This window comes from Gilliamella sp. Pra-s60 (assembly GCF_009795755.1).
Lineage (GTDB): Bacteria > Pseudomonadota > Gammaproteobacteria > Enterobacterales > Orbaceae > Gilliamella.
In genome coordinates, this window is the sequence record NZ_WTFA01000008.1 from 73,102 (window position 1) to 98,491 (window position 25,390).

The window sequence follows — 25,390 nt, forward strand, 5'->3', positions numbered from 1 at the left end:
TGTAAAGGTTTTTATATTCCTTGACAGAGACATTCCCTCTTGCTTAAACTGTTTGTAAAATAAACAGCAATGTGAGGCATACTGATGAAAACCAAATCGTTATTAATCATTGTAGTGTTAGTTGTTGTTGGAGCGTTTATCTATTTTACAAGTTACAATGGCATCCAAACTAAGGATGAAAACGTGGCAGCCTCATGGTCTGAAGTGCTTAATCAATACAAACGTCGGGCTGATTTAGTCCCGAATTTAGTCAATACCGTAAAAGGTTACACCACACACGAAAAAGAAGTTTTAACCCAAGTAACTGAAGCGAGAGCAAAAGTCGGAACGATTCAGATTAATGCTGATCAGTTAACCGACCCAGCTTTATTCTCAAAATTCCAACAAGCACAATCAGAATTGAGTACAGCATTAAGTCGCTTAATCGCAGTAAGTGAAAATTATCCAGAACTGAAAGCCAACACCCTTTATCAAGATTTAATGAGTCAGCTTGAGGGTAGTGAAAATCGTATTACTGTTGCTCGTGGACGATATATTGAAGCGGTACAAACATTTAATATCTATATCCGTAAGTTACCGACTAAATGGGTTGCTGATAGTCTAGGGAAACAACCAAAACAGCAATTTACGGTTGATGATGAAAAGCAAATATCTAATCCACCGGTAGTGAATTTTGGCTAATTATTATCGTGAAAAAATATTTCCTATGTAGCGTATTATTCATAGTCAGTTGGTTCAGTTATGGGCTGACTGACATTCCCCAATTTTCTCATCGTGTCATCGATACCACTAGAACATTAAGCGAATCACAAAAAAAGGCATTAGAAGCAGGCCTAATCGACTTTGAACAACCAAGGTCAGATGGTGCACAAATAGCCGTGTTAATGATCGCTAAACTCGATAATGAAACCGTAGAGCAATATGCGGATAGAGTCTTTATTCAATGGAAAATCGGCAAAAAAGGGCAAGATAATGGCATCTTATTACTGATTGTAAAAGATGATAAACGGATGCGCATTGAAGTAGGTTATGGTCTTGAAGGCACTATTACCGATTTAGTTGCCAGCCATATTATTCGAGAACAATTAGTGCCACAATTTCAACAAAATAACTATTATCAAGGTATTGATAATACATTATTGGTGCTGAAACAGAAAATTGATAATCCTAACCTAAAAGTGACTGATGATCAGGAGCAAAATCTCAATACATTATTGGCGGGAGACTTTGGTTTCAAGCTAATTAACTATGGACTCGTGTCATTTTTTATCTGTTTCTTATTAATCAGTTTATTTATCACTAGAGTCAGTGCTAAACGAAGTATAGGCACAGGTTTACTCAATGGTCTGTCTATTGGAGGGTTCACCTTATGGCAAGGCTATCCGATACATATCGCATTACCCCTATTATTTTTGGCTTTCGTTGTCAGTACGATTATGAGCGGTATTTTAACTGCTAGAGGTGGTAGCGGTGGTGATAATAATCGCCGTGGTGGTGGTTTTGGTGGGTCGGGTGGTGGATTCGGTGGTAGATCAGGAGGCTTTGGTGGTGGTGGTCGCAGCGGAGGCGGTGGTGCATCCGGTAGTTGGTAATTCAATGAATTCCCCTCAAAGCATCCAATTAAATATCAATGGCTAAAAATTAGTCAAGAAGGCTGTTGATTTTATTAATGTTTTTTTGTGTTTTTAATGTATGTAGAAGGGTAAGCAGATTTCCCCTGTCAATCTTAAACTAGGTGCGTTTTTTAGTGGAAAATAACTTTAGTTTATTTTATTTTATGATCTAAATCACAAAATTGAACATAAATTAAATTAGTAAATTATCAATTTAAGAATAACAAAGCCTGCCTATTACTTTATTTTCCTATCTTTATAACAAATTTCCTGTTGCTGATGGAAAAAGTCTCTATCCACATTGGTTCTTATTTCATTTACGCTTAAGTCATCCTTAAAACAATGATATGTACATAGATTATGAACCAAATAAAGTTTCGAATGATCGAAGATAATCTTGATCCAGAATTAGTTACTAAGCAAACTATTGAAATAATTAATGGCTGGCTATCTGAATGTCGCATTTTCCAAAATGATGTCCAAAAGGCAATGTTGTATTCTCACATTAAAGCTATGGTGGAAAGAGCAAAAACTTTGGAAAAGCTTCCTGAAGTCGATCCGACGCTTTTTGATGAAATTTCGGAAGAATCATTATTATTAGCACGTAAAACGGTAAAATTATTCAGTAATTTACCAATGGAAGAAGCTTATTTATTAGCGGTGCATTATGAAGTCGCTAAGGAAAACTAAGAAATACTAGACATTCTAAAATGAAAATTAAATAGGAGAAACATTATGACTGAAGTAGTTATTGTCATTGGCGATAGAATGGGAAAAGGACAAAAAATAGCAAATGGTATTAATTCTGTGGAAGGTTGCCGTGCCATTGTTATTCCTGGTATGGCTGCTGATATGAAATTGGGCGATGTGATGAATAAAGAAAATGCGGATTTAGGGCTTTCTTTTTGTGGTAGTGGTGGTGCTGGAGCGATTACAGCACAAAATAAATATGGTTATCCACAACGTCATGGTATGCGCTCTATCGAAGAAGGTGAAACAGCAATTAATGAAGGATGTAAAGTACTTGGCTTTGGTTTTATGGATACAGAAGAGCTTGGGCAACGTGTTGCAAAAGCGTTTTTGAAAAAATATCCACGTTGATAAGATGGAAGATCAGAATGAAAAAAAATCAACAGATGGTCGTAAAAGTAAAAGGTCATGGTGATTCTAAACAAAGAGCATTTGCTACAGCGTTGAGCCAGGTTCAAAAAGAGGTGCTTAAAAATACACATAATATTATGTTACGTATTGAACCACTTGATATTCAGGTTGTATCAGCAATAGAAAAGATAACCACTGAACGTTTTTTGTTTATCTTCTTACCAAGAAAAAAAACACTTTATGAAGTTACACTCGACGTATCTGTTGATATCAGTTTTATTGATCTAAGTGAAATTGAATTTAGCGCTAAATAACATAACGGAAAAGGAAAGTTATGGAAATTTTAATTATTGCATTGAAGTCTATTATTATTGGTGGGCTTTGTGGTTTTGGAGTCGGTGTTGGTGCTGCTCGTATGTTTCATGCACCAACTTATCAAGGTATGGGGGCATTTCGCACCTTAGGTGAGCTTAATTCTTGCGAAGGAGATCCTGCTGCTCATTTTTCTTTTGGCCTTGGATTTTTCTTTAATGCTTGGGCGTCATCGGTTGCGGCTGGATCTTTTACTCAAGATGTTGACCATCGTATCATTCCAAACTGGGGGGCTGCGCTGTTGATGGTAAAAAATCGTAATATTACCGAAACATTGCATGACCCGAAAAAAATGGCATTCGTGTGTACAATTGTTGGTGCGATTGTTGTGCTGTTTTTAAACACCACAACTTCGGCAATCCCTGATTCGTTGAAGATTACAGCAACTAAAGTACTTGTACCTGCTGCCAATTTGCTTGTAGCAACTGTCATGCCTGTTATCTTTTGGTTAGCAGCGTTAGATGCTGGGCGAAGAAGTGGCTTTTGGGGAACACTATTCGGTGGTCTTGCTCAGTTAATTATGGGGAATGCTGTACCTGGACTTGTATTAGGTATTTTGATAGGCAAAGGTGTGGATGATAGTGGTTGGAATCGTGTGATGAAAATTATGTTAGTTGCCGTCATTATCCTATTTGTTATGAGTGGTTATTTCCGTGGTTTTGATATGAAGATGATTAACTCTTTTAGAGATGGTTTATCTTATTGGTTTAAATAGTATAGGGAAAATGTTATGAATACAGAAACAACGATTAATAAAAGTTTTTGGTATGCCGATTGGTCATTCCCTATTATTTGTGGATTATTGTCTGCGGGGATTTTTGCAGGAACGCATACTTTTTATGTTTATGGTATTGGTGCATTTAATGAAATTGCTTTTGTCGCCATGCTTAAATCAGGAATGACAACAGGCGATTATGGTGCAGTGGCCGCTTTTGGTGCCAGCTTTTTGTTTGCTCGTGTCATTGAAGGGTCGTTAGTCGGTATATTAGATATTGGTGGTGCTTTACAGACAGGTATTGGTTTAGGTGTTCCTGCATTGCTTTTAGCAGGCGGTTACACGTTACCTGTCGAAAACTTTGTCGCTGCGTTGGCAACCGGTCTTGTTTTAGGAGTGTTGATTGGGTTTATTATTATTCTTATTCGTAAATTTACGCTAAATAGTGGCGGCGGATCAACATTTGGTGCTGATGTTATGATGGGAGCAGGTAATGCATCAGGAAGATTTTTAGGTCCAATGATTATTTTATCGGCGATGGTTGCTTCTATTCCAATTGGTATTGGTTCATTACTTGGTGCGCTCATCTTTTATGTATGGAAAAAACCGATCACTGGTGGTGCTATTTTAGGCGCTATGATTTTTGGTGGAATATTCCCAATTGTGTAATTTTAATACTCCTCTGTTATTGCCTAAATTACAGAGGATTTGGATTTAATTATGTATGATTTAGTGATAAAAAAAGCCAAGTTAATTGATGAATCGATCGTTGATATTGCAGTTCATTTAGGCAAGATTGTTGAGGTTAGTAAGAACATTACTAGGCAATCACAAAATGTTTTAGATCTACAGGCTAAACATTACGTCAGTGCTGGATGGATTGATTCTCATACTCATTGCTTTGCTCGTTCACCTATTTATTATGATGAACCTGATTTGATCGGAGTTAAGTCTGGTGTTACTTCAGTTGTTGATGCCGGTAGTGTTGGAGCGCTTGATGTTGATGAATTTTATCAATTAGCGCAACAGGCTCATACTCACGTTTATTCCTTTTTAAATATTTCGAAAATAGGGCTAATACGACAAAGTGAACTTGCCGATATGAGTGATATTGATGTGTCTTTGTTTGATTCAATACTGGACAAATATTCTAATTTTATTATTGGAATTAAAGTCAGAATGAGCCGTAGTGTTGTTGGTGAAAATGGAATATTGCCATTGATTAAAGCTAAAGATATGCAAAAGAAAAGTGGATTGCCATTGATGATTCATATTGGAAATAATCCTCCAGAACTTGATGATATTGCCGATCTATTAACAAAAGGAGACATTATTACTCACTGTTTTAATGGTAAGCCAAATCAAATTTTTGATAAAAAAAATAATCTTCGTGATTCAATCAAACGAGCTATTGAGCGAGGTGTAATTTTAGATATTGGTCATGGCGGTGAAAGTTTTAGCTTTGCTGTCGCTGATAGGGCTAAATGCCTTGATATTTACCCAAATACAATTAGCTCCGATATCTATTCTAAGAATCGTATTCAAGGACCAGTATTTAGTTTAGCTAATGTTATGACTAAGTTTATTTGTTTAGGCTATAGCAGGAAGAGAATTATTGATAGTGTTACAAAAAATGCGGCACAAATTTTGCATCTTGAAAATAAAGGAGAATTATCCATAGGCTATGATGCTGATCTCACTATTTTTGATATCAAACAAGAAATAGTTTCGTTATCAGATTCAGAAGGTGAAGTTCGTCAAAGTCATGAACAGTTTGTTCCTTTGGCATGTGTTGTAACTGCGAGTACAGGACATACTGTGCGTATTGAAATAACGGAAGAAGGTAGTAAAAATGGGCTTAAAATCTCAAACTGAAAAAGATATATATAGTAAATATCACTTAAAAAAAGTCATTAATGCTTCTGGTCGTATGACTATTTTAGGGGTGTCAACACCAAGACCGGAAGTAGCACAGACTGTATTACATGGTTTAAATGAGTATTTTGAAATTAAAGACTTAGTCGATAAAACGGGGCAATATATTGCTAAATTGCTCAATGTAGAAAATGCGGTTGTTGTATCATGTGCTTCAGCGGGTATTGCTCAAGCTGTTGCAGGAATAATTATCAAGGATGACTACGATCTGTTATTTAACTTACATTCATCAGACAAATCTGTTCCTCGAGAAATTATTATTCCTAAAGGTCATAACGTTAATTTTGGTGCACCGATTAGTACGATGGTTTCATTAGGTGGTGGTATTGTGGTTGAAGCTGGTTATGCTAATGAATGTAAACCAGAACATATCGAATCTTTAATTAATCCAGACACAGCGGCTATTTTATATGTTAAGTCTCATCATTGTGTGCAAAAAAGTATGTTATCAATTGCGCAAGCTGTTTGTATTGCCCAAAAACACAAAATTCCATTAATTGTCGATGCTGCAGCTGAAGAAGATTTGCAAACATATTATCAACAAGGCGCCGATTTGGTTATTTATAGCGGGGCAAAAGCGATTGAAGGACCAACAAGCGGTTTAGTTATCGGTCGTCAAGAAGCAGTCGAATGGGTAAAACTCCAGTCTCAAGGTATTGGTCGACCAATGAAAGTTGGTAAAGAAGGTATTTTAGGGTTAACTAAAGCCATTGAACTTTATGTTACCAAACCAATGCATGAAACAGGACAACAAATGGTAACTAAAATGACACCATTTATTGAAAATTTAAATGCACTTGATGGAATATCAGCCAAAGTCGTTTGGGATGGTGCTGGTCGTGATATTGCACGAACAGAAATAGCATTTGATGCTACCGTGATAGGTAAAACGGCAATTGAAATGATTGAGCTGATGAAACAAGGCGAAATAGCAGTGTACTTCAGAGAATATAAAGCCAATGAAGGTAAAGTTGATGCCGATGTTCGTAGTGTTACATCAGCACAACTCGATATTATTTACAACAAAATTAAAAATATTATTCAAGGAATAAAATAATGCAACTGACTCCCAATTATTATAATGATCGTGTTTGTTTAAATGTATTGGCTAATTCTATTGATAATGCTAAAGCTATTTATGAGGCGGCAAAAACACATGTTGTTGTTGGTGTTTTGTCTAAAAATTATCTAGATAATGCCTCAGCTATTGCCGATATGAAAAAATATGCTTTAGCGATCGATAATGCAATTTCGGTTGGGCTTGGTGCAGGTGATCCAAATCAGTCGATAATGGTTTCTGAAATTTCTGCTGTACTTCAACCACAACATGTTAATCAAGTTTTTACTGGTGTGGCAACAAGTAGAGCCTTATTAGGGCAAAACGAAACAGTAGTTAACGGATTAGTTTCACCAACAGGTAAAGTTGGTTTAGTTAATATTGCAACAGGACCGCTAAGCTCTAAATCTCCAGCAGCGATTGTACCGGTTGAAACTGCAATTGCTTTATTGAAAGACATGGGCGGAAGCTCAATAAAATATTTTCCTATGGGGGGCTTAAAGCATCAAGATGAATTTGAGTATGTTGCTAAATGTTGCGCAGAAAATGATTTTTATCTAGAGCCTACAGGTGGTATCGATTTAGATAACTATGAGTCGATCTTGAAAATTGCTTTAGACTCGGGAGTGAAAAAGATCATTCCTCATATCTATAGTTCTATCATTGATAAAGTGACTGGCGAAACTCGAATCAGTGATGTAAAACAGTTGTTATCAATTACCAAAAAATTAGTAGGATAAGAAATGTCATCTAAAGTGCTGTTTGCTTATCAGCGATTAGCGTATCTATTTGATACGATAAAAAATGAGACACTACCTCAGCAAGAGTTAGCAAATCGTTTTTCTGTGTCTACACGAACAATTCGGACTGATATTTCAGCACTTAATGACATTTTACGCGCTTATGGTGCTCAAGTTGAATATACCAAAAATATAGGTTATCAGCTTGTGGTATCTGATCCTAATTGTTATGCTACATTACCAATTACGCAACCAATAGAGCAGGTTCCAAGAACAAGTAAAGAGCGAGTTTCTGCTTTATTGATTGCTTTTTTAACTCAATCAAACTCTGTTAAATTAGATGATATTGCTGGAGAATGGTTTTTAAGTCGTAGTACTTTACAAAATGATGTTATTGAGGTTAAGCAATACTTAGATAAATATAATTTATCTCTTGAAAATCGACCTTATTATGGGATGCGATTGGTTGGTGAAGAATCATCTATTCGTGCATGTTTAACTGATATTCTGTGGCGACGTCATATGGTCGAAGATACTATAACGGTAGATAGACTTAGACAAACCATTTTGAATGATATCGACCTAAATTATCTTGAAAACATTTTACAAAATCAATTTGAACGTTTTGAATTAAAACTAAATGCTGAAGGGCAAGGATATTTACTTTATAGTTGTGCAGTTTCTATAACTAGAATTACTCAGGGATATGAACTCGTTGAATATCAAGTTGATAAAATAAATACGACTGTTATTAGTGCTGCTCGTGAAATTTCTGAAGGGTTTTCTTACTTTTTGGGTAGTGTCCTTTCTGATGCCGAATTTAACTATTTATGCGTACAAATTGCTTCCCGAACAATTATGGATTCGCCTAATCAAGCAAAAAGTTTGGCATTGGTTAATCATATTTTATCTTATATAAATGATTCTTATCACTATAATTTATGGGATGATAAAAAATTATATCAGGACATGCTAATCCATATTTCTTCAATGTTATCAAGGATTAAATATCAAATTAGAACAACTAATCCTTTATTGTATGAAATTAAACAATATTATCCATTTGCGTACGATATTACGTTGTCTGCACTTACTAATACAGAAAAGTACACTGAATTTAAAATGACAGAAGATGAAATTAGCTATTTAGCAATTCACATTGGCGTGGCATTAGAACGTAATTATAACGAAGGTCATGAAAGGTATGCTCAAATTTTATTAGTTAGTGAACTGGGTAATTCTACTCTAAGAATGATTGAGTCAAAAATTAAGCGAGATTTTCCTCATATTCAGATTAACCGTGTTCTTTCTTATAGAGAGTATGAGCAGCTTTTAGATATTGAAGAAGATTTTGTCGTATCAACAGTTCGTTTAACAGAAAAAAATAAACAAATAGTTAAAATTGCACCATTTCCCACACTTTATCAACTTGAACAGTTGGGAAGGCTTGCAATGATTGATCGAACTATGCCTTATATTATTGAGCGATTTTTTGATGAAAAATTTTTTCTTATTATCGATAAACCTATTACACAAAAAAGCCTTTTAAAAAAGGCGTGCCAACGACTTGAACAATCAGGTTATGTCGATGAAAATTTTTATCCTTCGGTGATTGAACGCGAAGCAATTGTTTCAACATTATTAGGTGAAAATATCGCTATTCCTCATACTGTTGGCCTATTAGCAAAAAAAACAATGGTAACAACGATTTTGGTGCCACAAGGTATTGCATGGAATAGAAATGAAATTGCACATGTTATTTTTTTGTTAGCAATTAGCAAAGATGAATATGAAGATGCTATGAGAATCTATAATTTATTTGTTAATTTTGTTAAGGAAAGAGCGACTAAACGTTTGTTAAATAGTAAAAACTTTGATGACTTTAGGGCCATTGTTAAAGATAGTTTTGGGCGATTATCATAGTATGTTTATAGGCCATAAAAATGCATGGTCTAAATTAAACTGTTTTACAATAATAAAATTACATAAATTTAAAATATATTAAGGTAATGCCAATATTTAAATTAAATTATATTATGATCTAGCATTGACGAAAACCTTATTTAAAGGTAATATGCGCGCCTTATGTATTGTGTTCTTTTTAAGAGACATAAGAATAACTTTAAGGTAGAATGCATATTCTATGCAAAATAAATTGCCATTAACAATTGACCCAATTAAGGCAGCACAAAAAAAGCTTGATTATGTTGGATATTATCCAATGCAAAGTGCGACAAGGGTTGAACGTCCAAAAAGTGATATTGAGTGTAGCTTATCTTTTTATTATGATGAGCAAAGGCTCTGTGTTATTGCAATTGATGCAAAAATCACGTTAGAGCAGATATGCCAACGTTGTTTTAAACCTTTTGTCACAGAAGTTCATGTGATGAATAAATTTAGTCCTGTTAAGAGCGATGCTCAAGCAGAGACACTACCGGAACATTATGAACCTGTTCTTATGAACGAGTTTGGTGAAGTAGATATATTAGCGTTACTTGAGGACGAAATTATTCTCTCGTTACCAATTGCGCCGGTACATGATAGTAAACACTGCGAAGTGTCAGAGGCTGATATGGTATTTGGTGATATTCCACTTGAAAATGAAAAACCAAATCCATTTGCAATTTTAGTTAGTTTAAAGAATAAGGGGTAATCCATGGCTGTTCAACAGAATCGTAAAACTCGTGCAAAACGTGGTATGCGTCGTTCTCATGATGCGTTGACCGTTGCTAATATTTCAGTTGATGAATCAGGTAAAACACATTTACGTCATCACGTAACCGCTGATGGTTATTATCGTGGTCGTAAAGTAATTTCTAAATAATTACTCTAAAATTAGAAATTATTAGGTGACATTTTGGATAGTCTAACCATTGCGTTAGATGCTATGAGCGGGGACTTAGGTCCTCGTGTTGTTGTTCCTGCTGCAATACAAGCACTAAATTGTTATCCAAACCTTTCTATTTTTCTGGTGGGCGATCCAACAGAAATTGGTCTTTTTTTGTCAAAAGAAAATACAAAGCTTATTTCTCAATATCAAAAAAATGAGCGCTTAATTTTGATCGAATCAACGTCCGTTATTACTAATGATATGAAGCCTTCTTATGCAATTCGTCATAGTCAAGGATCATCAATGAGAATAGCACTTGAACTGGTTAAAGATAACAATGTTCAAGCTTGCGTCAGTGCTGGTAATACCGGTGCACTAATGGGGCTTTCTAAATTACTTTTACACTCTTTAACTGGTATTGATCGTCCAGCTTTAGTTGCTACTATTCCAGCCTTAAATAATCAAAATACAGTTGTGTTGGATTTAGGCGCTAATGCTGAATGCGATAGTGATATGCTTGTGCAATTTGCCATAATGGGGCAAATTTTAGCTAAGACTGTGCTTAAGATTGAACATCCTCGGGTTGCATTGCTTAATATTGGTGAAGAAGATATTAAAGGATTGGATAAAATACGTGCGGCTGCTTCTATTTTAAAGTCAAATGATCAAATTAATTATATTGGCTATTTAGAAGGTAATGAACTTCTAACTGGTAAAACGGACGTATTAGTTTGTGATGGTTTTGTTGGTAATGTGACGTTAAAAACAGTAGAAGGATTAGTTAAAATTTTTATGTCTTCATTTAAGTCATCCTTTGGTCATAATTCATTATTAATGAAGATATTGAGTAAGTGGTTACAAAAAAAGGTGTCAAAAAATTTTGGTTATTTAGATCCCGGACGATATAATGGAGCTTGTTTGCTTGGACTTAAAAGTATTGTGATTAAAAGTCACGGTAGTGCCAATCAAAAATCATTTTTTGCAGCAATTGAACAAGCTATTTTAGCTATACAAACCAATATACCTGAGAAGATTGCAACGCGCCTTTCTTCTGCACTACCCAAGAGCGAATGATTAGATGTATACAAAGATATTAGGAACAGGGAGTTATCTTCCAAAACAGATAAGAACTAATGCTGATCTAGAAAAGATGGTTGATACCAACGATGAATGGATCACAACTCGTACTGGCATTAAAGAAAGACGCATTGCCGCTCCTGATGAAACTGTAACGAGTATGGCTTATCAAGCAGCGATTAATGCTATTAAGATGGCTGATATCGATAAGAATGATATTGGTATGATTATTGTTGCAACAGCGACTTCAGTTAATGCTTTTCCAAGCAGTGCAACAGAGTTACAAGCTAAATTAGCAATAGGTGATGTTATCGCATTTGATGTGTCTGCTGCTTGTTCGGGATTTGTTTATGCGCTAGATATTGCTGATAAATATGTTAAGAGCGGCGCGATTAAATATGCTTTGGTTGTTGGTTCTGATATGTTAACACGTGGTGTTGACCCAAATGATCGAGGAACCATTATTATTTTTGGTGATGGTGCTGGAGCTGTTGTTGTTGGTGCTTCAGAAGAACCTGGTATTATCGCTTCACATCTTCATGCCGATGGTCGTTATGGTGACTTATTAAAATATCCATATGTTGATCGTCGCGATATGCATGATCCTGTTTATATGACCATGCATGGTAATGAAGTATTTAAGATTGCGGTTAAAGAGCTTTCAAATTTAGTTGATGAACTTTTAACTGAAAATGCGTTTAACAAAGCGGATTTAGATTGGCTAGTACCGCATCAAGCTAATTTAAGAATTATTTCTGCAACTGCAAAGCGTCTAGATATGGATATGAGCAAAGTAATTGTTACATTAGATAAACAGGGTAACACTTCAGCAGCTTCTGTTCCGTGTGCCTTAGATGCAGGTGTGCGAGATGGGCGAATTCGACGAGGTCATCTAATTTTATTAGAGGCTTTTGGCGGTGGATTTGTTTGGGGATCTGCTCTAATTAGATTTTAAGTTATGCTTTATTTTTTATAATCAAGGATTTAATAATGACCAAATTTGCAATGGTATTTCCAGGACAAGGCTCACAAGCTGTCGGTATGTTAAAAGAACTTGCCGATGATTTTCCGATTGTGAAATCAACATTTGATGAAGCATCTGAAGTACTCGGTTATAATTTGTGGGATTTAGTACAAGAAGGTTCTGCAGAAGAATTAAATAAAACTTGGCAAACACAACCTGCATTGCTTGCTTCATCCGTTGCGATATTTAGGGTATGGCAAAGTGTTAATGGTGCTCAACCAGATTTTATGGCTGGGCATAGTTTAGGTGAGTATTCTGCATTAGTTTGTGCAGGTGTGATTGATTTTAAAGATGCCATTAAATTAGTTGAGTTACGTGGTAAATTAATGCAAGAAGCGGTACCAAGTGGTACGGGTGCTATGTATGCTATCATTGGACTTGATAATGATTCAATTCGTAATGCATGTGAGCGAGCCGCTCAAGGTCAAGTTGTTGCACCAGTTAATTTTAATTCACCTGGACAAGTCGTTATTGCTGGTAATAAAGAGGCAGTTGAACGTGCTGGTGTATTATGTAAAGAAGCTGGCGCAAAGCGAGCATTACCTCTTGCTGTTAGTGTACCTTCTCATTGTGCATTAATGAAACCTGCTGCAGATAAATTAGCCATTACATTAAATAATGTTGAATTCAGTGCACCAAAGTTTGCTGTTATCAATAATGTTGATGTAAAAGTTGAAACATCTGCAGAAAAAATTAAAGCGGCATTAATCGCTCAACTTTATAGCCCTGTGCGTTGGACTGAAACTGTAGAATATATGGCAAAACAAGATATAACACTTTTAGTTGAAATGGGACCAGGTAAAGTATTAACGGGCTTAACTAAACGTATTGTTGATACACTTTCTGGTATTGCAGTTAATGATAAAGCATCACTAGAAGCAGCATTAGAAAATACAAAGTAAAAAGAAAGAGGTTGTTATGAATCTATCAGGGAAAATTGCTTTAGTTACTGGTGCAAGTCGTGGTATTGGTAAAGCTATTGCGGAAAAACTTGTCTCTTGTGGGGCAACTGTTATTGGTACAGCAACCACAGACAAAGGCGCAGAGGCTATTAGCCAATATTTGGGCTCAAATGGTAAAGGTTTAACTTTAAATGTAACTGATGAAGCATCGATTGAATCTGTGATTAATACAATAAAAACGGAATTTGGCGATATTGATATTCTTGTCAATAATGCAGGTATTACCCGTGATAATTTATTAATGCGAATGAAAGAAGATGAATGGCAAGATATTTTAGATACCAACTTAACGTCTGTTTTCCGTTTATCTAAAGCGTTAATGCGCACAATGATGAAAAAACGTTATGGAAGAATTGTGACTATTGGGTCTGTAGTGGGTACAATGGGAAATGCTGGACAAGCTAATTATGCAGCAGCTAAAGCAGGATTAATTGGATTTAGTAAATCATTAGCACGTGAAGTTGCGTCACGTGGCATTACCGTTAACGTGGTTGCACCAGGTTTTATTGCAACGGATATGACTGATGCGCTAACTGATGAGCAAAAGGCTCTAACTTTATCTCAAGTTCCTGCTGGTCGTTTAGGGGAACCTACAGAAATTGCTAATGCCGTTGCCTTTTTGGTTTCCGATGAAGCATCTTACATTACTGGCGAAACTTTACATGTCAATGGTGGCATGTATATGGTGTAATTGGCTAGAATAGTGTAGAATAGGTCAATATTTTAGTTTTTTGAGTAAAAAATAAGCAGTTGGGTTGAAAAATGATTGGCATCTTTTTCAACATTTTATAAACTTACATTCACCGTCAATTTTGGCGATTTTTATAGGAAAAAAAAGAGTATGAGCACTATTGAAGAGCGAGTTAAGAAAATTATTGTTGAGCAACTTGGTGTGAAAGAGGAAGAAGTTAAAAATGAATCTTCTTTTATCGAAGATCTTGGCGCTGACTCTCTTGATACAGTTGAATTAGTTATGGCTTTAGAAGAAGAATTTGATACTGAAATTCCTGATGAAGAAGCTGAAAAAATTACAACTGTTCAATCAGCAATTGATTATATTACTGCAAATCAATAAGGTTAGCAGAGTTTTTATGATAGGCGGTCAAATGATCGCCTAGTTCGTATTTATATATTAAATTTTAAAATTAGCTTAAGTGCGAATGATAATAAAACTCGAAATTAGCATTTCATTGATTCAAATTTCATTTCAATCCTTTCCTGGAGGACAATGTGTCTAAACGCAGAGTTGTTGTTACTGGAATGGGCATGATATCTCCTGTAGGTAATACAGTTGAATCCACTTGGCAGGCTTTACTAGCTGGACAAAGTGGTGTTGAACTCATAGAACACTTTGATACAGCCCCTTTCGCAACGCGCTTCGCCGCAATGGTTAAAAACTTTAATGGTGAAGATTATAATATTTCACGTAAAGATGCTCGTAAAATGGATTACTTTATCCAATATGGTATTGCTGCGGGTATGCAAGCAATGCAAGATGCTGGCATTGAGATTACCGAAGAAAATGCAGAACGAATTGGTTGTGCTATAGGTTCTGGTATCGGTGGACTTGGGTTAATAGAAGAAAACCATAGTGCATTAGTTAATAGCGGACCACGTAAAATTAGTCCTTTTTTTGTGCCGTCAACTATTGTTAATATGATTGCTGGTCACTTATCTATTATTTATGGATTAAAAGGACCTAGTATCACTATTGCAACAGCATGTTCTTCTGGTGTGCATAATATCGGTCACGCGGCACGCATGATTGCTTATGGTGATGCTGATGCAATGTTAGCTGGTGGGGGCGAAAAGGCAAGTACTCCACTAGGTATTGGTGGTTTTGGTGCTGCGCGTGCTTTATCAACTAATAATGATAACCCTAAAGCAGCTAGTCGACCATGGGACAAAAATCGTGATGGTTTTGTTCTTGGTGATGGTGCAGGAATTATGTTTTTAGAAGAGTATGAGCATGCTAAAAAACGTGGTGCTAAAATTTATGCTGAAATTGTCGGTTTCGGTATGAGTGGTGATGCTTATCATATGACTTCACCGCCTGAAAATGGTAGTGGTGCTGCATTAGCAATGAAATGTGCAATTCGTGATGCAGGAATTACGCCGGAACAAGTGGGTTATATTAATGCTCATGGTACATCAACGCCTGCTGGCGATAAAGCTGAAACTCAAGCGGTAAAGAGTATTTTCAAAGAAAATGCTAATAAAGTGATGGTAAGCTCAACTAAATCTATGATTGGTCACTTACTTGGAGCAGCTGGCGCTGTTGAGTCAATTTTTACTGTCCTAGCATTGCGTGATCAAGCTGTACCACCAACGATTAATTTAGATAATCCTGATGAGGGATGTGATTTAGATTATGTACCACATACTGCTCGTCAAGTTCAAAACTTAGAATATGCACTTTGTAACTCATTTGGTTTCGGTGGAACTAATGGTTCGGTATTATTTAAAAAAATCTAAGTTTTTGTTATCCGTCGATAATGTTTTATCGGCGGTATATCTTTGATATAGGCGTTTTCATTTATCAAAATAATAATGGATCCTACCGTTGTTTTTTATCCAATTAGTGTTTGCCATTAAAGAGATAAGAATATTCCTACTGCCTATGTTATAATCTCGTATAATTTTTTAAGCATAATCATTTCTGGTAATTATGGCGGAACCAAAATTTATTCATCTTCATTTGCATAGTGATTTCTCAATGATTGATGGAATTGCTAAAGTAGGTGCATTAATAAATGAAGTGAGCAAGTTGCAGATGCCAGCATTTGCAATCACCGATTTTACTAATCTTTGTGGACTGGTTAAGTTTTATGGCTCAGCAATGTCAAAAGGCATTAAACCTATCATTGGTGCAGATCTCGCTATTAGAAGTTCTCAATTGCCTGATGATATTTACCGTCTAACTCTATTAGCAGCTAATAATCAGGGATATCAAAATCTTACTTTATTGATTTCTAAAGCCTATCAGCGAGGATATCTTGGAGATTTGCCTGTAGTTGATAATGAGTGGTTAATTGAGCATCGAGAAGGCTTAATTGTGTTAGCGGGGCGAGATAGTGATATTGGTATCGGTATTATTCGCAATAATCAAACTATTATTGATGATGCTATTCATTTTTACCTTCAAAATTTTAATGAGTACTTTTATTTCGAGTTAGTACGTACTAATCGAGTAAATGAAGAGTTGTTTATTCATCGTGCTATAAAACTAGCTGAACAATATTTATTACCGGTTGTTGCAACTAATGACGTTCGATTTTTAAAGTCTTCTGATTTTGAAGCTCATGAAATTCGAGTTGCAATTCACGATGGGAATACTCTTGAGGATCCATCACGGCCTAAGAATTATTCAGCAGATCAATATTTACGTTCTGAGCAGGAAATGTGTGAGCTATTTTCTGATATTCCTGAAGCGCTTGAAAATAGCGTTGAAATAGCAAAACGTTGTAATGTGTCTATACGGTTAGGTGAGTATTTTTTGCCTAAATTTCCGACTGGAGATATGACTACTGAAGACTTTTTAGTATATAAATCGCGTCAAGGATTAGAAGAAAGGTTAGAGTTTTTATTTCCGGATTCTGAAATTAGAAAACAAAGAAGGTCAAAATATGATGAGCGTTTAGAAACGGAATTGACGGTTATTAACCAAATGGGTTTTCCCGGTTATTTTCTCATCGTAATGGAATTTATTCAATGGTCTAAAGATAATGATATTCCTGTTGGGCCTGGGCGGGGATCTGGAGCTGGTTCCCTCGTTGCGTATGCATTAAAAATTACCGATTTAGATCCTCTAGCATTTGATTTACTTTTTGAACGTTTTTTAAACCCTGAACGTGTTTCAATGCCTGATTTTGACGTCGATTTTTGTATGGAAAAACGCGATCTGGTTATTGATCATGTTGCCGATATGTATGGACGAGATGCAGTATCTCAAATTATTACTTTTGGAACTATGGCTGCCAAAGCGGTAATACGCGATGTTGGTCGAGTCCTTGGGCATCCTTATGGGTTTGTTGATCGTATTGCGAAATTAATACCATTAGATCCAGGTATGACTCTAGCTAAAGCTTTTGAAGTCGAACCTCAGCTTCAGGAGTTATATGATAATAATGAAGAAATTAAATCATTAATTGACGTAGCTCGACAATTAGAAGGTGTAACCCGAAATGCAGGTAAGCATGCAGGGGGAGTTGTAATTTCACCAACTAAAATTACTGATTTTTCACCGATTTATTGCGATCCAGAAGGTCATCATCCAGTTACTCAATTTGATAAAAATGATGTTGAATATGCAGGGCTTGTTAAGTTTGACTTTTTAGGGTTAAGAACATTAACCATTATTGATTGGGCAATCAAAATGATTAATGAGCGCCAGCTACGAGAAAGTAAAGAAAAAGTCGATATAACTCGAATTCCTTTAGATGATGAAAAGTCTTTTGAATTATTATTAAAAGCCGAAACTACAGCAGTGTTTCAGCTTGAATCTCGAGGAATGAAAGACTTAATAAGACGTTTAAAGCCCGACTGTTTTGAGGATATGATCGCTTTAGTGGCTTTATTTCGTCCTGGACCATTACAATCAGGTATGGTTGATAATTTTATTGACCGAAAGCATGGTCGCGAAGAGGTTTCTTACCCTGATATTAAATATCAACATGAATCATTAAAACCTATTTTAGAGCCAACTTACGGCATTATTTTATACCAAGAACAGGTTATGCAAATTGCACAAACCCTATCGGGTTATACACTGGGTGGCGCTGATTTACTACGTCGAGCTATGGGGAAGAAAAAGCCTGAAGAGATGGCAAAACAACGTTCTGTTTTTAAAGAAGGTGCAGAAAAACAAGGCATTGATGGCGAACTTTCGATGCGAATATTTGATTTGGTTGAAAAATTTGCTGGATATGGTTTTAATAAATCTCATTCAGCAGCTTACGCGCTTGTTTCTTACCAGACTTTATGGTTAAAAACTCATTTCCCTGCAGAATTTATGGCTGCTGTTATGACTGCCGATATGGATAATACTGATAAAATTGTTGGTTTAGTTGATGAATGCTTAAGGATGGGATTAAAAGTTAATCCTCCTGATATCAATAGTGGCCTTTATCACTTCCATGTAAATGATAAAGGTGAGATCGTTTACGGGATTGGTGCAATAAAAGGTGTTGGTGAAGGACCTATCGAGGCGATTGTTGAAGCTCGTAATAGTGGTGGTTATTTCAAAAATATTTTCGAACTTTGTGCTCGAACAGACATGAAGAAAATTAATCGTCGAGTTCTTGAAAAACTGACTATGGCTGGAGCTTTTGATAAACTAGGCCCTCATCGAGCGGCAATTTTACATAGTATTAATGATGCAATGCAAGCGGCGGATCAATATGCTAGAGCTCAAAATATTGGTCAAGAAGATATGTTTGGTGTTTTGGCTGAAGAACCCGAACAAGTTGAACATGCTTATGCTGCGGTTCCTGAATTACCTGAGCAGGTTTTGCTTGATGGTGAACGTGAAGCTTTAGGGCTTTATTTAACTGGGCATCCTGTAACTCAATATTTAAAAGAATTAAATCGTTATACAGGTGGATTACGAATAAGTGAGGCTTCTCCTACTGGATGGGGAAAATTGGCAACCTTTGCGGGCATTGTTGTAGATGCGAGAATAAGAATTACCAAAAAAGGTAATAAAATTGGTTTATTTACTTTAGATGATCGTTCTGGTCGTATTGATGGCATGTTGTTTTCGGATGCCTTAGATAAATTTGGACATTTATTAGTAAAAGATAAAATTCTTATTGCTTCAGGTCAAGTTAGCAATGATGATTTTAATGGCGGATTTAAAATGTCTGTACGAGATCTTGTTGATTTGAAAGATGCTCGAGCTAAATATGTAAAAGGATTATCCATTACTTTAACTGAGAATGAAACTAATCAAGCAATATTACAGCGATTACAACAATTATTTGAGCCTTATAAAAATGGATGTGTGCCGATTCATTTATATTATCACCGAGATGATTTAGTTGTTAGAATACAATTTGGTACAACATGGAGAATTATCCCAGAAGATTCTTTAATTGTTGAATTAAAAACATTACTTGGTCTCGATCGTATCGAATTTGAGTTTGAATAAATAAAGCTTCATTTTAATAAATGTAGATAACTAGATTTTGGAAAAGTTGCAGTCTATTAATATAAATATAGGTGACTTTAATGAGTATTACATAGTAGAATTGGCTTAATTTTATCTTAAGAATTAAGCCGTATACTATGTTAGATAGTGTATTTTTTAAAATACCGAATAAATTAAGAGGCAATTACAAGCGTTATGAACAATTTTTTGGAATTTGAAAAGCCGATCGCGGAATTAGAAGCAAAAATTAATTCCTTAAAGAATATTGATTCGCAACAAGTTGAATTAGATATTAATTTAGATAAAGAAATCAAACAATTAAATAAAAAAAGTCGTGAATTAACAAAAAAAATATTTGCTAATTTAACTCCTTGGGAAATTGCGCAACTAGCTAGACATCCGAACCGCCCTTATACATTGGATTATATAAAGGAAATTTTTACTGATTTTGATGAATTAGCTGGTGATAGAGCTTATGCAGATGATAAAGCAATTGTTGGTGGAGTAGCACGTATTGATGGGCGAACAGTAGTGGTTCTTGGGCATCAAAAAGGACGAGAAACAAAACAAAAAATTTATCGTAACTTTGGTATGCCAGCACCAGAAGGCTATCGTAAAGCGTTAAGATTAATGCAATTGGCTGAACGTTTTAAATTACCAATAATTACTTTTATTGATACTCCAGGTGCTTATCCTGGCATTGGTGCTGAAGAACGTGGTCAAGCGGAAGCTATTGCACGTAACTTGAGAGAAATGTCACGCCTTAAGGTGCCTACTATTTGTACAGTCATTGGTGAGGGAGGATCTGGAGGTGCACTAGCTATTGGTGTTGCAGATAAAGTTAATATGCTTCAATATAGTACTTATTCTGTCATTTCGCCTGAAGGTTGTGCTTCTATCTTATGGAAGAGTGCTGACAAAGCATCCGTTGCAGCCGAAGCAATGAATATGACGGCAGATAAATTATTAAAGCTAAATCTTATTGATTCAATCGTACCTGAACCACTTGGCGGTGCTCATCGTGATTATACTGCTGTATCTGCTTCACTGAAAACACAACTACTTAGTGATCTTGATGAACTTGAAAATATGCAATTATCAGTATTGCTAGAAAGAAGATTTCAACGTTTAATGAACTATGGTTATGTAAGATAATATTACTTTGGAATATAATTATGGAAAAAGCGACGGGATTGCGACGTTTAATTAATGCAACCAAATATTCTTTGAAAGGTTTTAAATCAGCAATTAAATATGAAACAGCTTTTCGACAAGAATTAATTCTGTTAGTTATAGCTTATATAGTTGTAATGCTAATCGATTTTTCTATTTATGAACGTATTTTATTACTTGGATCGATTGGAGTTGTGATGATTACTGAGCTAATAAATAGCGCAATTGAGTGTGTAGTTGATCGCATTGGGTCTGAAAGACACGACTTATCTGGCCGAGCAAAAGATTATGGCTCGGCTGCTGTATTTTTGTCTTTATTATTAACTATTATTTTGTGGATTTATCTATTTTCTTGTCACTTTTCATCATAACTTTATATTTAGATATCGATTTTCCAGAAAATTTTTGGTAATAGTTTAATAGTAAACACTATTCAGGAACTAGCTCTCTAATGATGTAGTTTCCTGTTTTTTCAATGTCTAATATCGTTTTTAGCCATGGCAAAATTGTACGCATTTGTTCGTGTAATTTCCATGGTGGATTAATTACTATCATTCCTGAAGCCGTCATGCCTTTTTGATTATTATCTGGTTTTATTGCCAGCTCAAATTGTGAAACTCGTTTTATGCCTGAGTTAACAATATTATCAATCATTTTTTGCGTTTGTGTACGAGATACCACAGGATACCAAATTAAGTAAACTCCTGTTGCAAAACGTTTATATGCTTCCAATAATGCTACAGGTATTTTTTGATAATCGTCTTTAATTTCATAAGAAGGATCAATCAATACTATTCCACGACGAGATTGCGGAGGTAATTTTGATTTTAATTGGACAAAGCCATCTTCACGTAAAACTTTTGTTCGTTTATCTTTGCTAAATTCTTGCTTTAGTAAAGCATAATCAGTTGGATGTAACTCAGTAAGGTTGATTTTGTCTTGCTTACGTAATAATTGTTTTGCTATTAGTGGTGAGCCAGGATAATATTTCAATTCATCAAAAGGGTTGTAACGTTTAAGTATCGATATATAAGTATTAATTAATTCTGGAATATTAGATTGTTGCCATAACAAATTAATTCCAGATAGATATTCGCCTGTTTTTTCAGAGTGCTCACTTTTTAATAAATATCGGCCTGCACCTGAGTGTGTGTCTAGATATAAAAAAGGCTTTTCTTTTTCTTTTAATGATTCAATGCATAGTGTCAATACTATATGTTTTAAAACATCTGCATGATTACCTGCATGATAACTATGGCGGTAGCTTAGCATTCGAAATTTACTCTCTTTTGTTCGTTTTTTGTATATAAAAGATTATTAATCCTAAACAAAGAAGATAAGGCATCTTCATTAATTCTTCAATGAGATCTTTTCGCTCTTTTTGTTATAACTAAAAATTCATGTCTAATACGGCGGTGTCGGCTATACCTAAGAATAAAAAAGCAAAGAATATATGCCAAAATGGTATTTTTTTACATTTGTAGCAATGAGAAATTTCCCGGTGAATTATGGGTAAACATATAGTTAGTATTGGAACTGCTATTAATATACTAGCAATAAGCTTATAATAAAAACGTGGTACCTCAGGAAAAAAGTCTCGTCTCCAGCTAATTCCATAACCCAAAAGCATGAGCCACTAGAAAATTGTCCAAATCCAAAATCTATTAAGTTTAGAATGTTCAGATACTTGTTTTACATAATAATAGGTATAACAGCACATAAATAATAAAAAGAGTGATAATTAATAACGAAATTTTGTAAAAATAAAAATCTAACTTACACATACAGTATTTCTTAGAATTAAATAGTGTCTTTAATTTTGAGCATAGTACCGCATTTGCGACATAAATAACTAGTTTTATTATTTTGTATTTTGTTGTGTCTTATCGAAGTTAAATGATGTTGTTGACAATTACAGTAGTATAAATAAGTATTGCGTTGAACGGGAAAATGGTGAGTTGTCGTTGGATTTTTTCCTAATATTTCCGACATAATATATTTCCATTCTTTACCGTGTGGTTTTACTTTACCAAACTCTTTAAAAACAAGGAGATGAGCTAGTTCATGAGGCACAACTTCCTCAATAAATTGAGTCCCATTATTTAGCAACATAATCGAATTAAGCTGAATTTCCCAGAGTGTTAGAAGGGCACTACCAGCAATACTGCCTTTAGGCTTATAAACAATTTTAGGATCTCTATATTGGGAATGTAGGCGTTGATTGGCTTGTAATAAGTGACCTCTTAAACAAGCCATTACTTGATTATGTAAATAAATTGGTATGCGTTTATAATCCTGCTGCATCACGTAGTAGTGCCGCTTTATCAATTTTTTCCCAAGGGAATACATCTCGACCAAAATGACCATAACTTGCTGTTTGTTTATAGATTGGTTGAATTAGATCAAGCATTTGAATCAATCCATAAGGCCTTAAATCAAAAAATTCTTTAATAAGTGATACAATTTTATCGTGATGGATTTTTTCTGTGCCAAAAGTATTAACATAGATTGATGTAGGATTAGCAATACCAATGGCATAGGATATTTGTAATTCACATCTGTCAGCGAGTCCTGCCGCAACAATATTTTTGGCAACATAACGTGCGGCATAAGCTGCTGATCGGTCAACTTTTGATGGATCTTTTCCAGAAAAAGCGCCACCACCATGATGTGCAGCACCACCGTAAGTATCCACAATGATTTTTCTTCCAGTTAGTCCACAGTCCCCCATTGGCCCACCAATAACAAATCGCCCAGTTGGGTTAATAAAGTATTTTGTTCTTGATGTTAACCATTCAGGTGGTAATGTTGGCTTAATGATTTCTTCCATGACTGCTTCATGTAATGCTTTTTGTTCAATATCTTCTGAATGTTGGGTTGATAAAACGATTGTATCAACACCTTTTATCTGACCGTCTTGATAAATTAATGTGACTTGACTTTTGGCATCAGGTCTTAACCAAGGAAGTGTGCCATTTTTTCTAACTTCTGCTTGGCGGCGCATTAAATCATGAGCATAACTTATAGCCGCAGGCATTAAATTTGGCATTTCATTTGTAGCATAACCAAACATTATACCTTGGTCACCAGCACCTTGTTCTAGAGGATCGTTTCGATCAACTCCTTGATTGATATCTGGAGATTGTTTGCCAATAGCATTAAGCACCGCACATGAATTTGCATCAAATCCCATTTCTGAACTGGTATAACCAATATCATTAATTGTTTTTCGAGTTAATTCTTCAATGTCTACCCAAGCTGAAGTAGTGATTTCACCGCCAACTAAAGCCATACCTGTTTTTACGTATGTTTCGCAAGCAACACGTGCTTTGGGGTCTTGTTCTAAAATTGCATCAAGTACCGCATCAGATATTTGATCGGCAATTTTATCTGGATGACCTTCCGAAACAGATTCTGAAGTAAATAGAAATTCTGACATAGAATACCTTCTTAATTTAATTCTTGCATAACGCTTGAAATATATTATTTAGCCTTAGTATATATATTTATTTTAGCAGTTTTACCATCTAGACGTCTAGCCCATAATTTATAGAGTAAAATACAATATTAGCTTTGGTAAAATACTTGCATTAATTTTTAATCAATTTACGATATGACGCGTTTATAATTTACTATTTAATTTACTATAGCTAAGATGAATATCGTAAAACAATCGCCTTCAGTGTTAGTGTTTGATTCAGGTATTGGTGGTTTATCTGTTTATAATGAAATTTATAATAAAATACCTAATGCACACTATATCTATGTGTTTGATAATGAAATGTTTCCTTATGGAGATAAATCATCAAATTTTTTAATTAATAGAGTGAATACTGTAATTGAGGCTGTTACTAAATTTTATCCAATTGATTTAGCAGTTATTGCTTGTAATACAGCTAGTACTATTTGTTTGCCTAATCTGCGCTCTAAATTTTCTTTTCCTATTATTGGAGTTGTACCAGCGATTAAACCCGCTAGCTTACTTACTAAAAATAAATGTATAGGATTATTAGCAACAAAAGCAACTGTTGAAAGAACTTATATAACCGATTTAATAGAGCAATTTGCCTCGCATTGTACTGTTAAATTGTTAGGGTTATCGGAATTAGCACTCATAGCCGAAAATAAATTACAGGGTATTACTGTAGATATGAAACAATTAAAAGAATTAATGCAACCTTGGCTTAGGTTACAAACAATTCCGGATACAATAGTTCTAGGTTGTACGCATTATCCTTTCATTAAAACAGAATTACAGATGATTTTTCCTCAATCAAACTTAATAGATTCAGGTCATGCGATTGCAATACGGGTTTGTAATTTGCTAAATGATAAATATAAACTGGACCGAATAATTCCTTCTACGTCTAAAAATATTGTATTAAGCACAGTTTATACTCAGTCTGTAGAAAAGTTGATTAAAAAGTTGTCTGATTATAATCTTCATAAATATCATACTATTAATATTTAACTTGTTTAAAAGTCACGCTACCGATTAAATGTTTGAAATTTTTTGCTTGCCAAAAAAAAAGAAGTCTCTATAATGCGCACCCACTGACACGCAGTCAGCATAAAGCAGGCGGCGAATAAGGTTAGTGAACAAGGTCAAAAATTTTAAAAAAAGATCTTGACGAATAAAAAAG

The 25,390-nt window shown here is 35.1% G+C and carries 26 protein-coding genes; 23 read left to right on the forward strand and 3 right to left on the reverse strand.

Annotation, left to right across the window (positions count from 1 at the left end; genetic code table 11):
* The first annotated feature begins 84 nt into the window (after positions 1 to 84).
* From GQ596_RS07155 to GQ596_RS07260, 22 genes are all read left to right on the forward strand, one after another.
* Positions 85 to 681 carry a LemA family protein gene (locus GQ596_RS07155; protein WP_160400996.1) on the forward strand — a complete coding sequence of 199 codons (597 nt, stop codon included), beginning with the start codon at positions 85 to 87 and terminating at the stop codon, positions 679 to 681.
* A gap of 8 nt (positions 682 to 689) precedes the next feature.
* Complete coding sequence (locus GQ596_RS07160; protein ID WP_160400997.1) at positions 690 to 1,592, forward strand: TPM domain-containing protein; 903 nt, start codon at positions 690 to 692, stop codon at positions 1,590 to 1,592.
* A 381-nt stretch (positions 1,593 to 1,973) separates the two neighbouring features.
* The gene (locus GQ596_RS07165; RefSeq protein ID WP_160400998.1) at positions 1,974 to 2,303 is read left to right on the forward strand and encodes a transcriptional antiterminator; all 330 of its coding nucleotides are present in this window, start codon (positions 1,974 to 1,976) and stop codon (positions 2,301 to 2,303) included.
* 45 nt (positions 2,304 to 2,348) lie between these two features.
* Positions 2,349 to 2,714: an SFCGS family glycine-rich protein gene (locus GQ596_RS07170; RefSeq protein ID WP_160400999.1), complete on the forward strand. Its 366-nt coding sequence runs from the start codon at positions 2,349 to 2,351 to the stop codon at positions 2,712 to 2,714.
* Between the two features lie 17 nt (positions 2,715 to 2,731).
* Positions 2,732 to 3,028, forward strand: coding sequence for a DUF4312 family protein (locus GQ596_RS07175; RefSeq protein ID WP_160401000.1), 297 nt, complete (start codon positions 2,732 to 2,734; stop codon positions 3,026 to 3,028).
* A 20-nt stretch (positions 3,029 to 3,048) separates the two neighbouring features.
* Positions 3,049 to 3,801 (forward strand): DUF4311 domain-containing protein, encoded by a 753-nt coding sequence (locus GQ596_RS07180; protein WP_160401001.1) that lies wholly within the window; start codon positions 3,049 to 3,051, stop codon positions 3,799 to 3,801.
* Between the two features lie 15 nt (positions 3,802 to 3,816).
* Complete coding sequence (locus GQ596_RS07185) at positions 3,817 to 4,470, forward strand: DUF4310 family protein (RefSeq protein ID WP_160401002.1); 654 nt, start codon at positions 3,817 to 3,819, stop codon at positions 4,468 to 4,470.
* A gap of 51 nt (positions 4,471 to 4,521) precedes the next feature.
* Positions 4,522 to 5,676 carry an amidohydrolase/deacetylase family metallohydrolase gene (locus GQ596_RS07190; protein WP_160401003.1) on the forward strand — a complete coding sequence of 385 codons (1,155 nt, stop codon included), beginning with the start codon at positions 4,522 to 4,524 and terminating at the stop codon, positions 5,674 to 5,676.
* Positions 5,654 to 6,793, forward strand: a complete 1,140-nt coding sequence (locus GQ596_RS07195) for a DgaE family pyridoxal phosphate-dependent ammonia lyase (RefSeq protein ID WP_160401004.1) — start codon at positions 5,654 to 5,656, stop codon at positions 6,791 to 6,793. The genes GQ596_RS07190 and GQ596_RS07195 overlap by 23 nt, the downstream gene beginning before the upstream one ends.
* The gene (locus tag GQ596_RS07200) at positions 6,793 to 7,533 is read left to right on the forward strand and encodes a KDGP aldolase family protein (RefSeq protein ID WP_160401005.1); all 741 of its coding nucleotides are present in this window, start codon (positions 6,793 to 6,795) and stop codon (positions 7,531 to 7,533) included. Before GQ596_RS07195 ends, GQ596_RS07200 begins: the two co-directional genes overlap by 1 nt.
* 3 nt (positions 7,534 to 7,536) lie before the next feature.
* Positions 7,537 to 9,456, forward strand: a complete 1,920-nt coding sequence (locus tag GQ596_RS07205) for a transcription antiterminator (RefSeq protein WP_160401006.1) — start codon at positions 7,537 to 7,539, stop codon at positions 9,454 to 9,456.
* Between the two features lie 220 nt (positions 9,457 to 9,676).
* A complete protein-coding gene (yceD, locus tag GQ596_RS07210) occupies positions 9,677 to 10,186 on the forward strand; it encodes a 23S rRNA accumulation protein YceD (protein ID WP_160401007.1) in 510 nt (169 codons plus the stop codon).
* Positions 10,187 to 10,189: 3 nt separating this feature from the next.
* Complete coding sequence (gene rpmF, locus GQ596_RS07215; protein ID WP_025316508.1) at positions 10,190 to 10,357, forward strand: 50S ribosomal protein L32; 168 nt, start codon at positions 10,190 to 10,192, stop codon at positions 10,355 to 10,357.
* 33 nt (positions 10,358 to 10,390) lie between these two features.
* Entirely contained in the window at positions 10,391 to 11,437 is a 1,047-nt protein-coding gene (gene plsX, locus GQ596_RS07220; protein ID WP_160401008.1) for a phosphate acyltransferase PlsX, read from the forward strand.
* A gap of 4 nt (positions 11,438 to 11,441) precedes the next feature.
* Entirely contained in the window at positions 11,442 to 12,395 is a 954-nt protein-coding gene (locus GQ596_RS07225; protein ID WP_160401009.1) for a beta-ketoacyl-ACP synthase III, read from the forward strand.
* A gap of 35 nt (positions 12,396 to 12,430) precedes the next feature.
* A complete protein-coding gene (gene fabD, locus GQ596_RS07230; RefSeq protein WP_160401010.1) occupies positions 12,431 to 13,366 on the forward strand; it encodes an ACP S-malonyltransferase in 936 nt (311 codons plus the stop codon).
* A 16-nt stretch (positions 13,367 to 13,382) separates the two neighbouring features.
* Positions 13,383 to 14,117 carry a 3-oxoacyl-ACP reductase FabG gene (gene fabG, locus GQ596_RS07235; protein WP_160401011.1) on the forward strand — a complete coding sequence of 245 codons (735 nt, stop codon included), beginning with the start codon at positions 13,383 to 13,385 and terminating at the stop codon, positions 14,115 to 14,117.
* A 150-nt stretch (positions 14,118 to 14,267) separates the two neighbouring features.
* Entirely contained in the window at positions 14,268 to 14,501 is a 234-nt protein-coding gene (gene acpP, locus GQ596_RS07240) for an acyl carrier protein (protein WP_034910452.1), read from the forward strand.
* A 155-nt stretch (positions 14,502 to 14,656) separates the two neighbouring features.
* Positions 14,657 to 15,901 (forward strand): beta-ketoacyl-ACP synthase II, encoded by a 1,245-nt coding sequence (gene fabF, locus GQ596_RS07245; protein ID WP_160401012.1) that lies wholly within the window; start codon positions 14,657 to 14,659, stop codon positions 15,899 to 15,901.
* A 193-nt stretch (positions 15,902 to 16,094) separates the two neighbouring features.
* Entirely contained in the window at positions 16,095 to 19,574 is a 3,480-nt protein-coding gene (gene dnaE, locus GQ596_RS07250) for a DNA polymerase III subunit alpha (protein ID WP_160401013.1), read from the forward strand.
* Between the two features lie 195 nt (positions 19,575 to 19,769).
* A complete protein-coding gene (gene accA / locus GQ596_RS07255; protein ID WP_160401014.1) occupies positions 19,770 to 20,729 on the forward strand; it encodes an acetyl-CoA carboxylase carboxyl transferase subunit alpha in 960 nt (319 codons plus the stop codon).
* A 20-nt stretch (positions 20,730 to 20,749) separates the two neighbouring features.
* The gene (locus tag GQ596_RS07260; protein WP_160401015.1) at positions 20,750 to 21,118 is read left to right on the forward strand and encodes a diacylglycerol kinase; all 369 of its coding nucleotides are present in this window, start codon (positions 20,750 to 20,752) and stop codon (positions 21,116 to 21,118) included.
* 58 nt (positions 21,119 to 21,176) lie between these two features.
* Here GQ596_RS07260 and GQ596_RS07265 read toward each other — a convergent pair whose 3' ends face one another.
* The 3 genes from GQ596_RS07265 to metK all read right to left on the reverse strand — a co-directional run bounded on the left by GQ596_RS07265 (position 21,177) and on the right by metK (position 24,186).
* A complete protein-coding gene (locus tag GQ596_RS07265; RefSeq protein ID WP_160401016.1) occupies positions 21,177 to 22,019 on the reverse strand; it encodes a 23S rRNA (adenine(2030)-N(6))-methyltransferase RlmJ in 843 nt (280 codons plus the stop codon).
* A 528-nt stretch (positions 22,020 to 22,547) separates the two neighbouring features.
* The gene (locus tag GQ596_RS07270) at positions 22,548 to 23,051 is read right to left on the reverse strand and encodes a SprT family zinc-dependent metalloprotease (RefSeq protein WP_160401017.1); all 504 of its coding nucleotides are present in this window, start codon (positions 23,049 to 23,051) and stop codon (positions 22,548 to 22,550) included.
* Entirely contained in the window at positions 23,035 to 24,186 is a 1,152-nt protein-coding gene (gene metK / locus GQ596_RS07275) for a methionine adenosyltransferase (protein WP_160401018.1), read from the reverse strand. Before metK ends, GQ596_RS07270 begins: the two co-directional genes overlap by 17 nt.
* 216 nt (positions 24,187 to 24,402) lie before the next feature.
* On the opposite strand from metK, the gene murI reads away from it, so the two are divergent.
* On the forward strand, positions 24,403 to 25,218 hold the full coding sequence (gene murI / locus GQ596_RS07280; protein ID WP_160401019.1) for a glutamate racemase: 816 nt from the start codon (positions 24,403 to 24,405) through the stop codon (positions 25,216 to 25,218).
* Positions 25,219 to 25,390 lie beyond the last annotated feature (172 nt).

Excerpts from the sequence above, each read along its gene's own strand:
- GQ596_RS07265 (WP_160401016.1), bottom strand. The coding sequence starts at position 22,019 with ATGCTAAGCTACCGCCATAGTTATCATGCAGGTAATCATGCAGATGTT.
- accA (WP_160401014.1), top strand. The coding sequence starts at position 19,770 with ATGAACAATTTTTTGGAATTTGAAAAGCCGATCGCGGAATTAGAAGCA.
- dnaE (WP_160401013.1), top strand. The coding sequence starts at position 16,095 with ATGGCGGAACCAAAATTTATTCATCTTCATTTGCATAGTGATTTCTCA.
- metK (WP_160401018.1), bottom strand. The coding sequence starts at position 24,186 with ATGTCAGAATTTCTATTTACTTCAGAATCTGTTTCGGAAGGTCATCCA.
- acpP (WP_034910452.1), top strand. The coding sequence starts at position 14,268 with ATGAGCACTATTGAAGAGCGAGTTAAGAAAATTATTGTTGAGCAACTT.
- GQ596_RS07155 (WP_160400996.1), top strand. The coding sequence starts at position 85 with ATGAAAACCAAATCGTTATTAATCATTGTAGTGTTAGTTGTTGTTGGA.
- GQ596_RS07225 (WP_160401009.1), top strand. The coding sequence starts at position 11,442 with ATGTATACAAAGATATTAGGAACAGGGAGTTATCTTCCAAAACAGATA.
- rpmF (WP_025316508.1), top strand. The coding sequence starts at position 10,190 with ATGGCTGTTCAACAGAATCGTAAAACTCGTGCAAAACGTGGTATGCGT.
- GQ596_RS07190 (WP_160401003.1), top strand. The coding sequence starts at position 4,522 with ATGTATGATTTAGTGATAAAAAAAGCCAAGTTAATTGATGAATCGATC.
- GQ596_RS07170 (WP_160400999.1), top strand. The coding sequence starts at position 2,349 with ATGACTGAAGTAGTTATTGTCATTGGCGATAGAATGGGAAAAGGACAA.
- yceD (WP_160401007.1), top strand. The coding sequence starts at position 9,677 with ATGCAAAATAAATTGCCATTAACAATTGACCCAATTAAGGCAGCACAA.
- GQ596_RS07205 (WP_160401006.1), top strand. The coding sequence starts at position 7,537 with ATGTCATCTAAAGTGCTGTTTGCTTATCAGCGATTAGCGTATCTATTT.
- murI (WP_160401019.1), top strand. The coding sequence starts at position 24,403 with ATGAATATCGTAAAACAATCGCCTTCAGTGTTAGTGTTTGATTCAGGT.
- fabD (WP_160401010.1), top strand. The coding sequence starts at position 12,431 with ATGACCAAATTTGCAATGGTATTTCCAGGACAAGGCTCACAAGCTGTC.
- GQ596_RS07175 (WP_160401000.1), top strand. The coding sequence starts at position 2,732 with ATGAAAAAAAATCAACAGATGGTCGTAAAAGTAAAAGGTCATGGTGAT.
- GQ596_RS07200 (WP_160401005.1), top strand. The coding sequence starts at position 6,793 with ATGCAACTGACTCCCAATTATTATAATGATCGTGTTTGTTTAAATGTA.
- GQ596_RS07260 (WP_160401015.1), top strand. The coding sequence starts at position 20,750 with ATGGAAAAAGCGACGGGATTGCGACGTTTAATTAATGCAACCAAATAT.
- GQ596_RS07180 (WP_160401001.1), top strand. The coding sequence starts at position 3,049 with ATGGAAATTTTAATTATTGCATTGAAGTCTATTATTATTGGTGGGCTT.
- GQ596_RS07165 (WP_160400998.1), top strand. The coding sequence starts at position 1,974 with ATGAACCAAATAAAGTTTCGAATGATCGAAGATAATCTTGATCCAGAA.
- GQ596_RS07185 (WP_160401002.1), top strand. The coding sequence starts at position 3,817 with ATGAATACAGAAACAACGATTAATAAAAGTTTTTGGTATGCCGATTGG.
- GQ596_RS07270 (WP_160401017.1), bottom strand. The coding sequence starts at position 23,051 with ATGCAGCAGGATTATAAACGCATACCAATTTATTTACATAATCAAGTA.
- fabG (WP_160401011.1), top strand. The coding sequence starts at position 13,383 with ATGAATCTATCAGGGAAAATTGCTTTAGTTACTGGTGCAAGTCGTGGT.
- GQ596_RS07195 (WP_160401004.1), top strand. The coding sequence starts at position 5,654 with ATGGGCTTAAAATCTCAAACTGAAAAAGATATATATAGTAAATATCAC.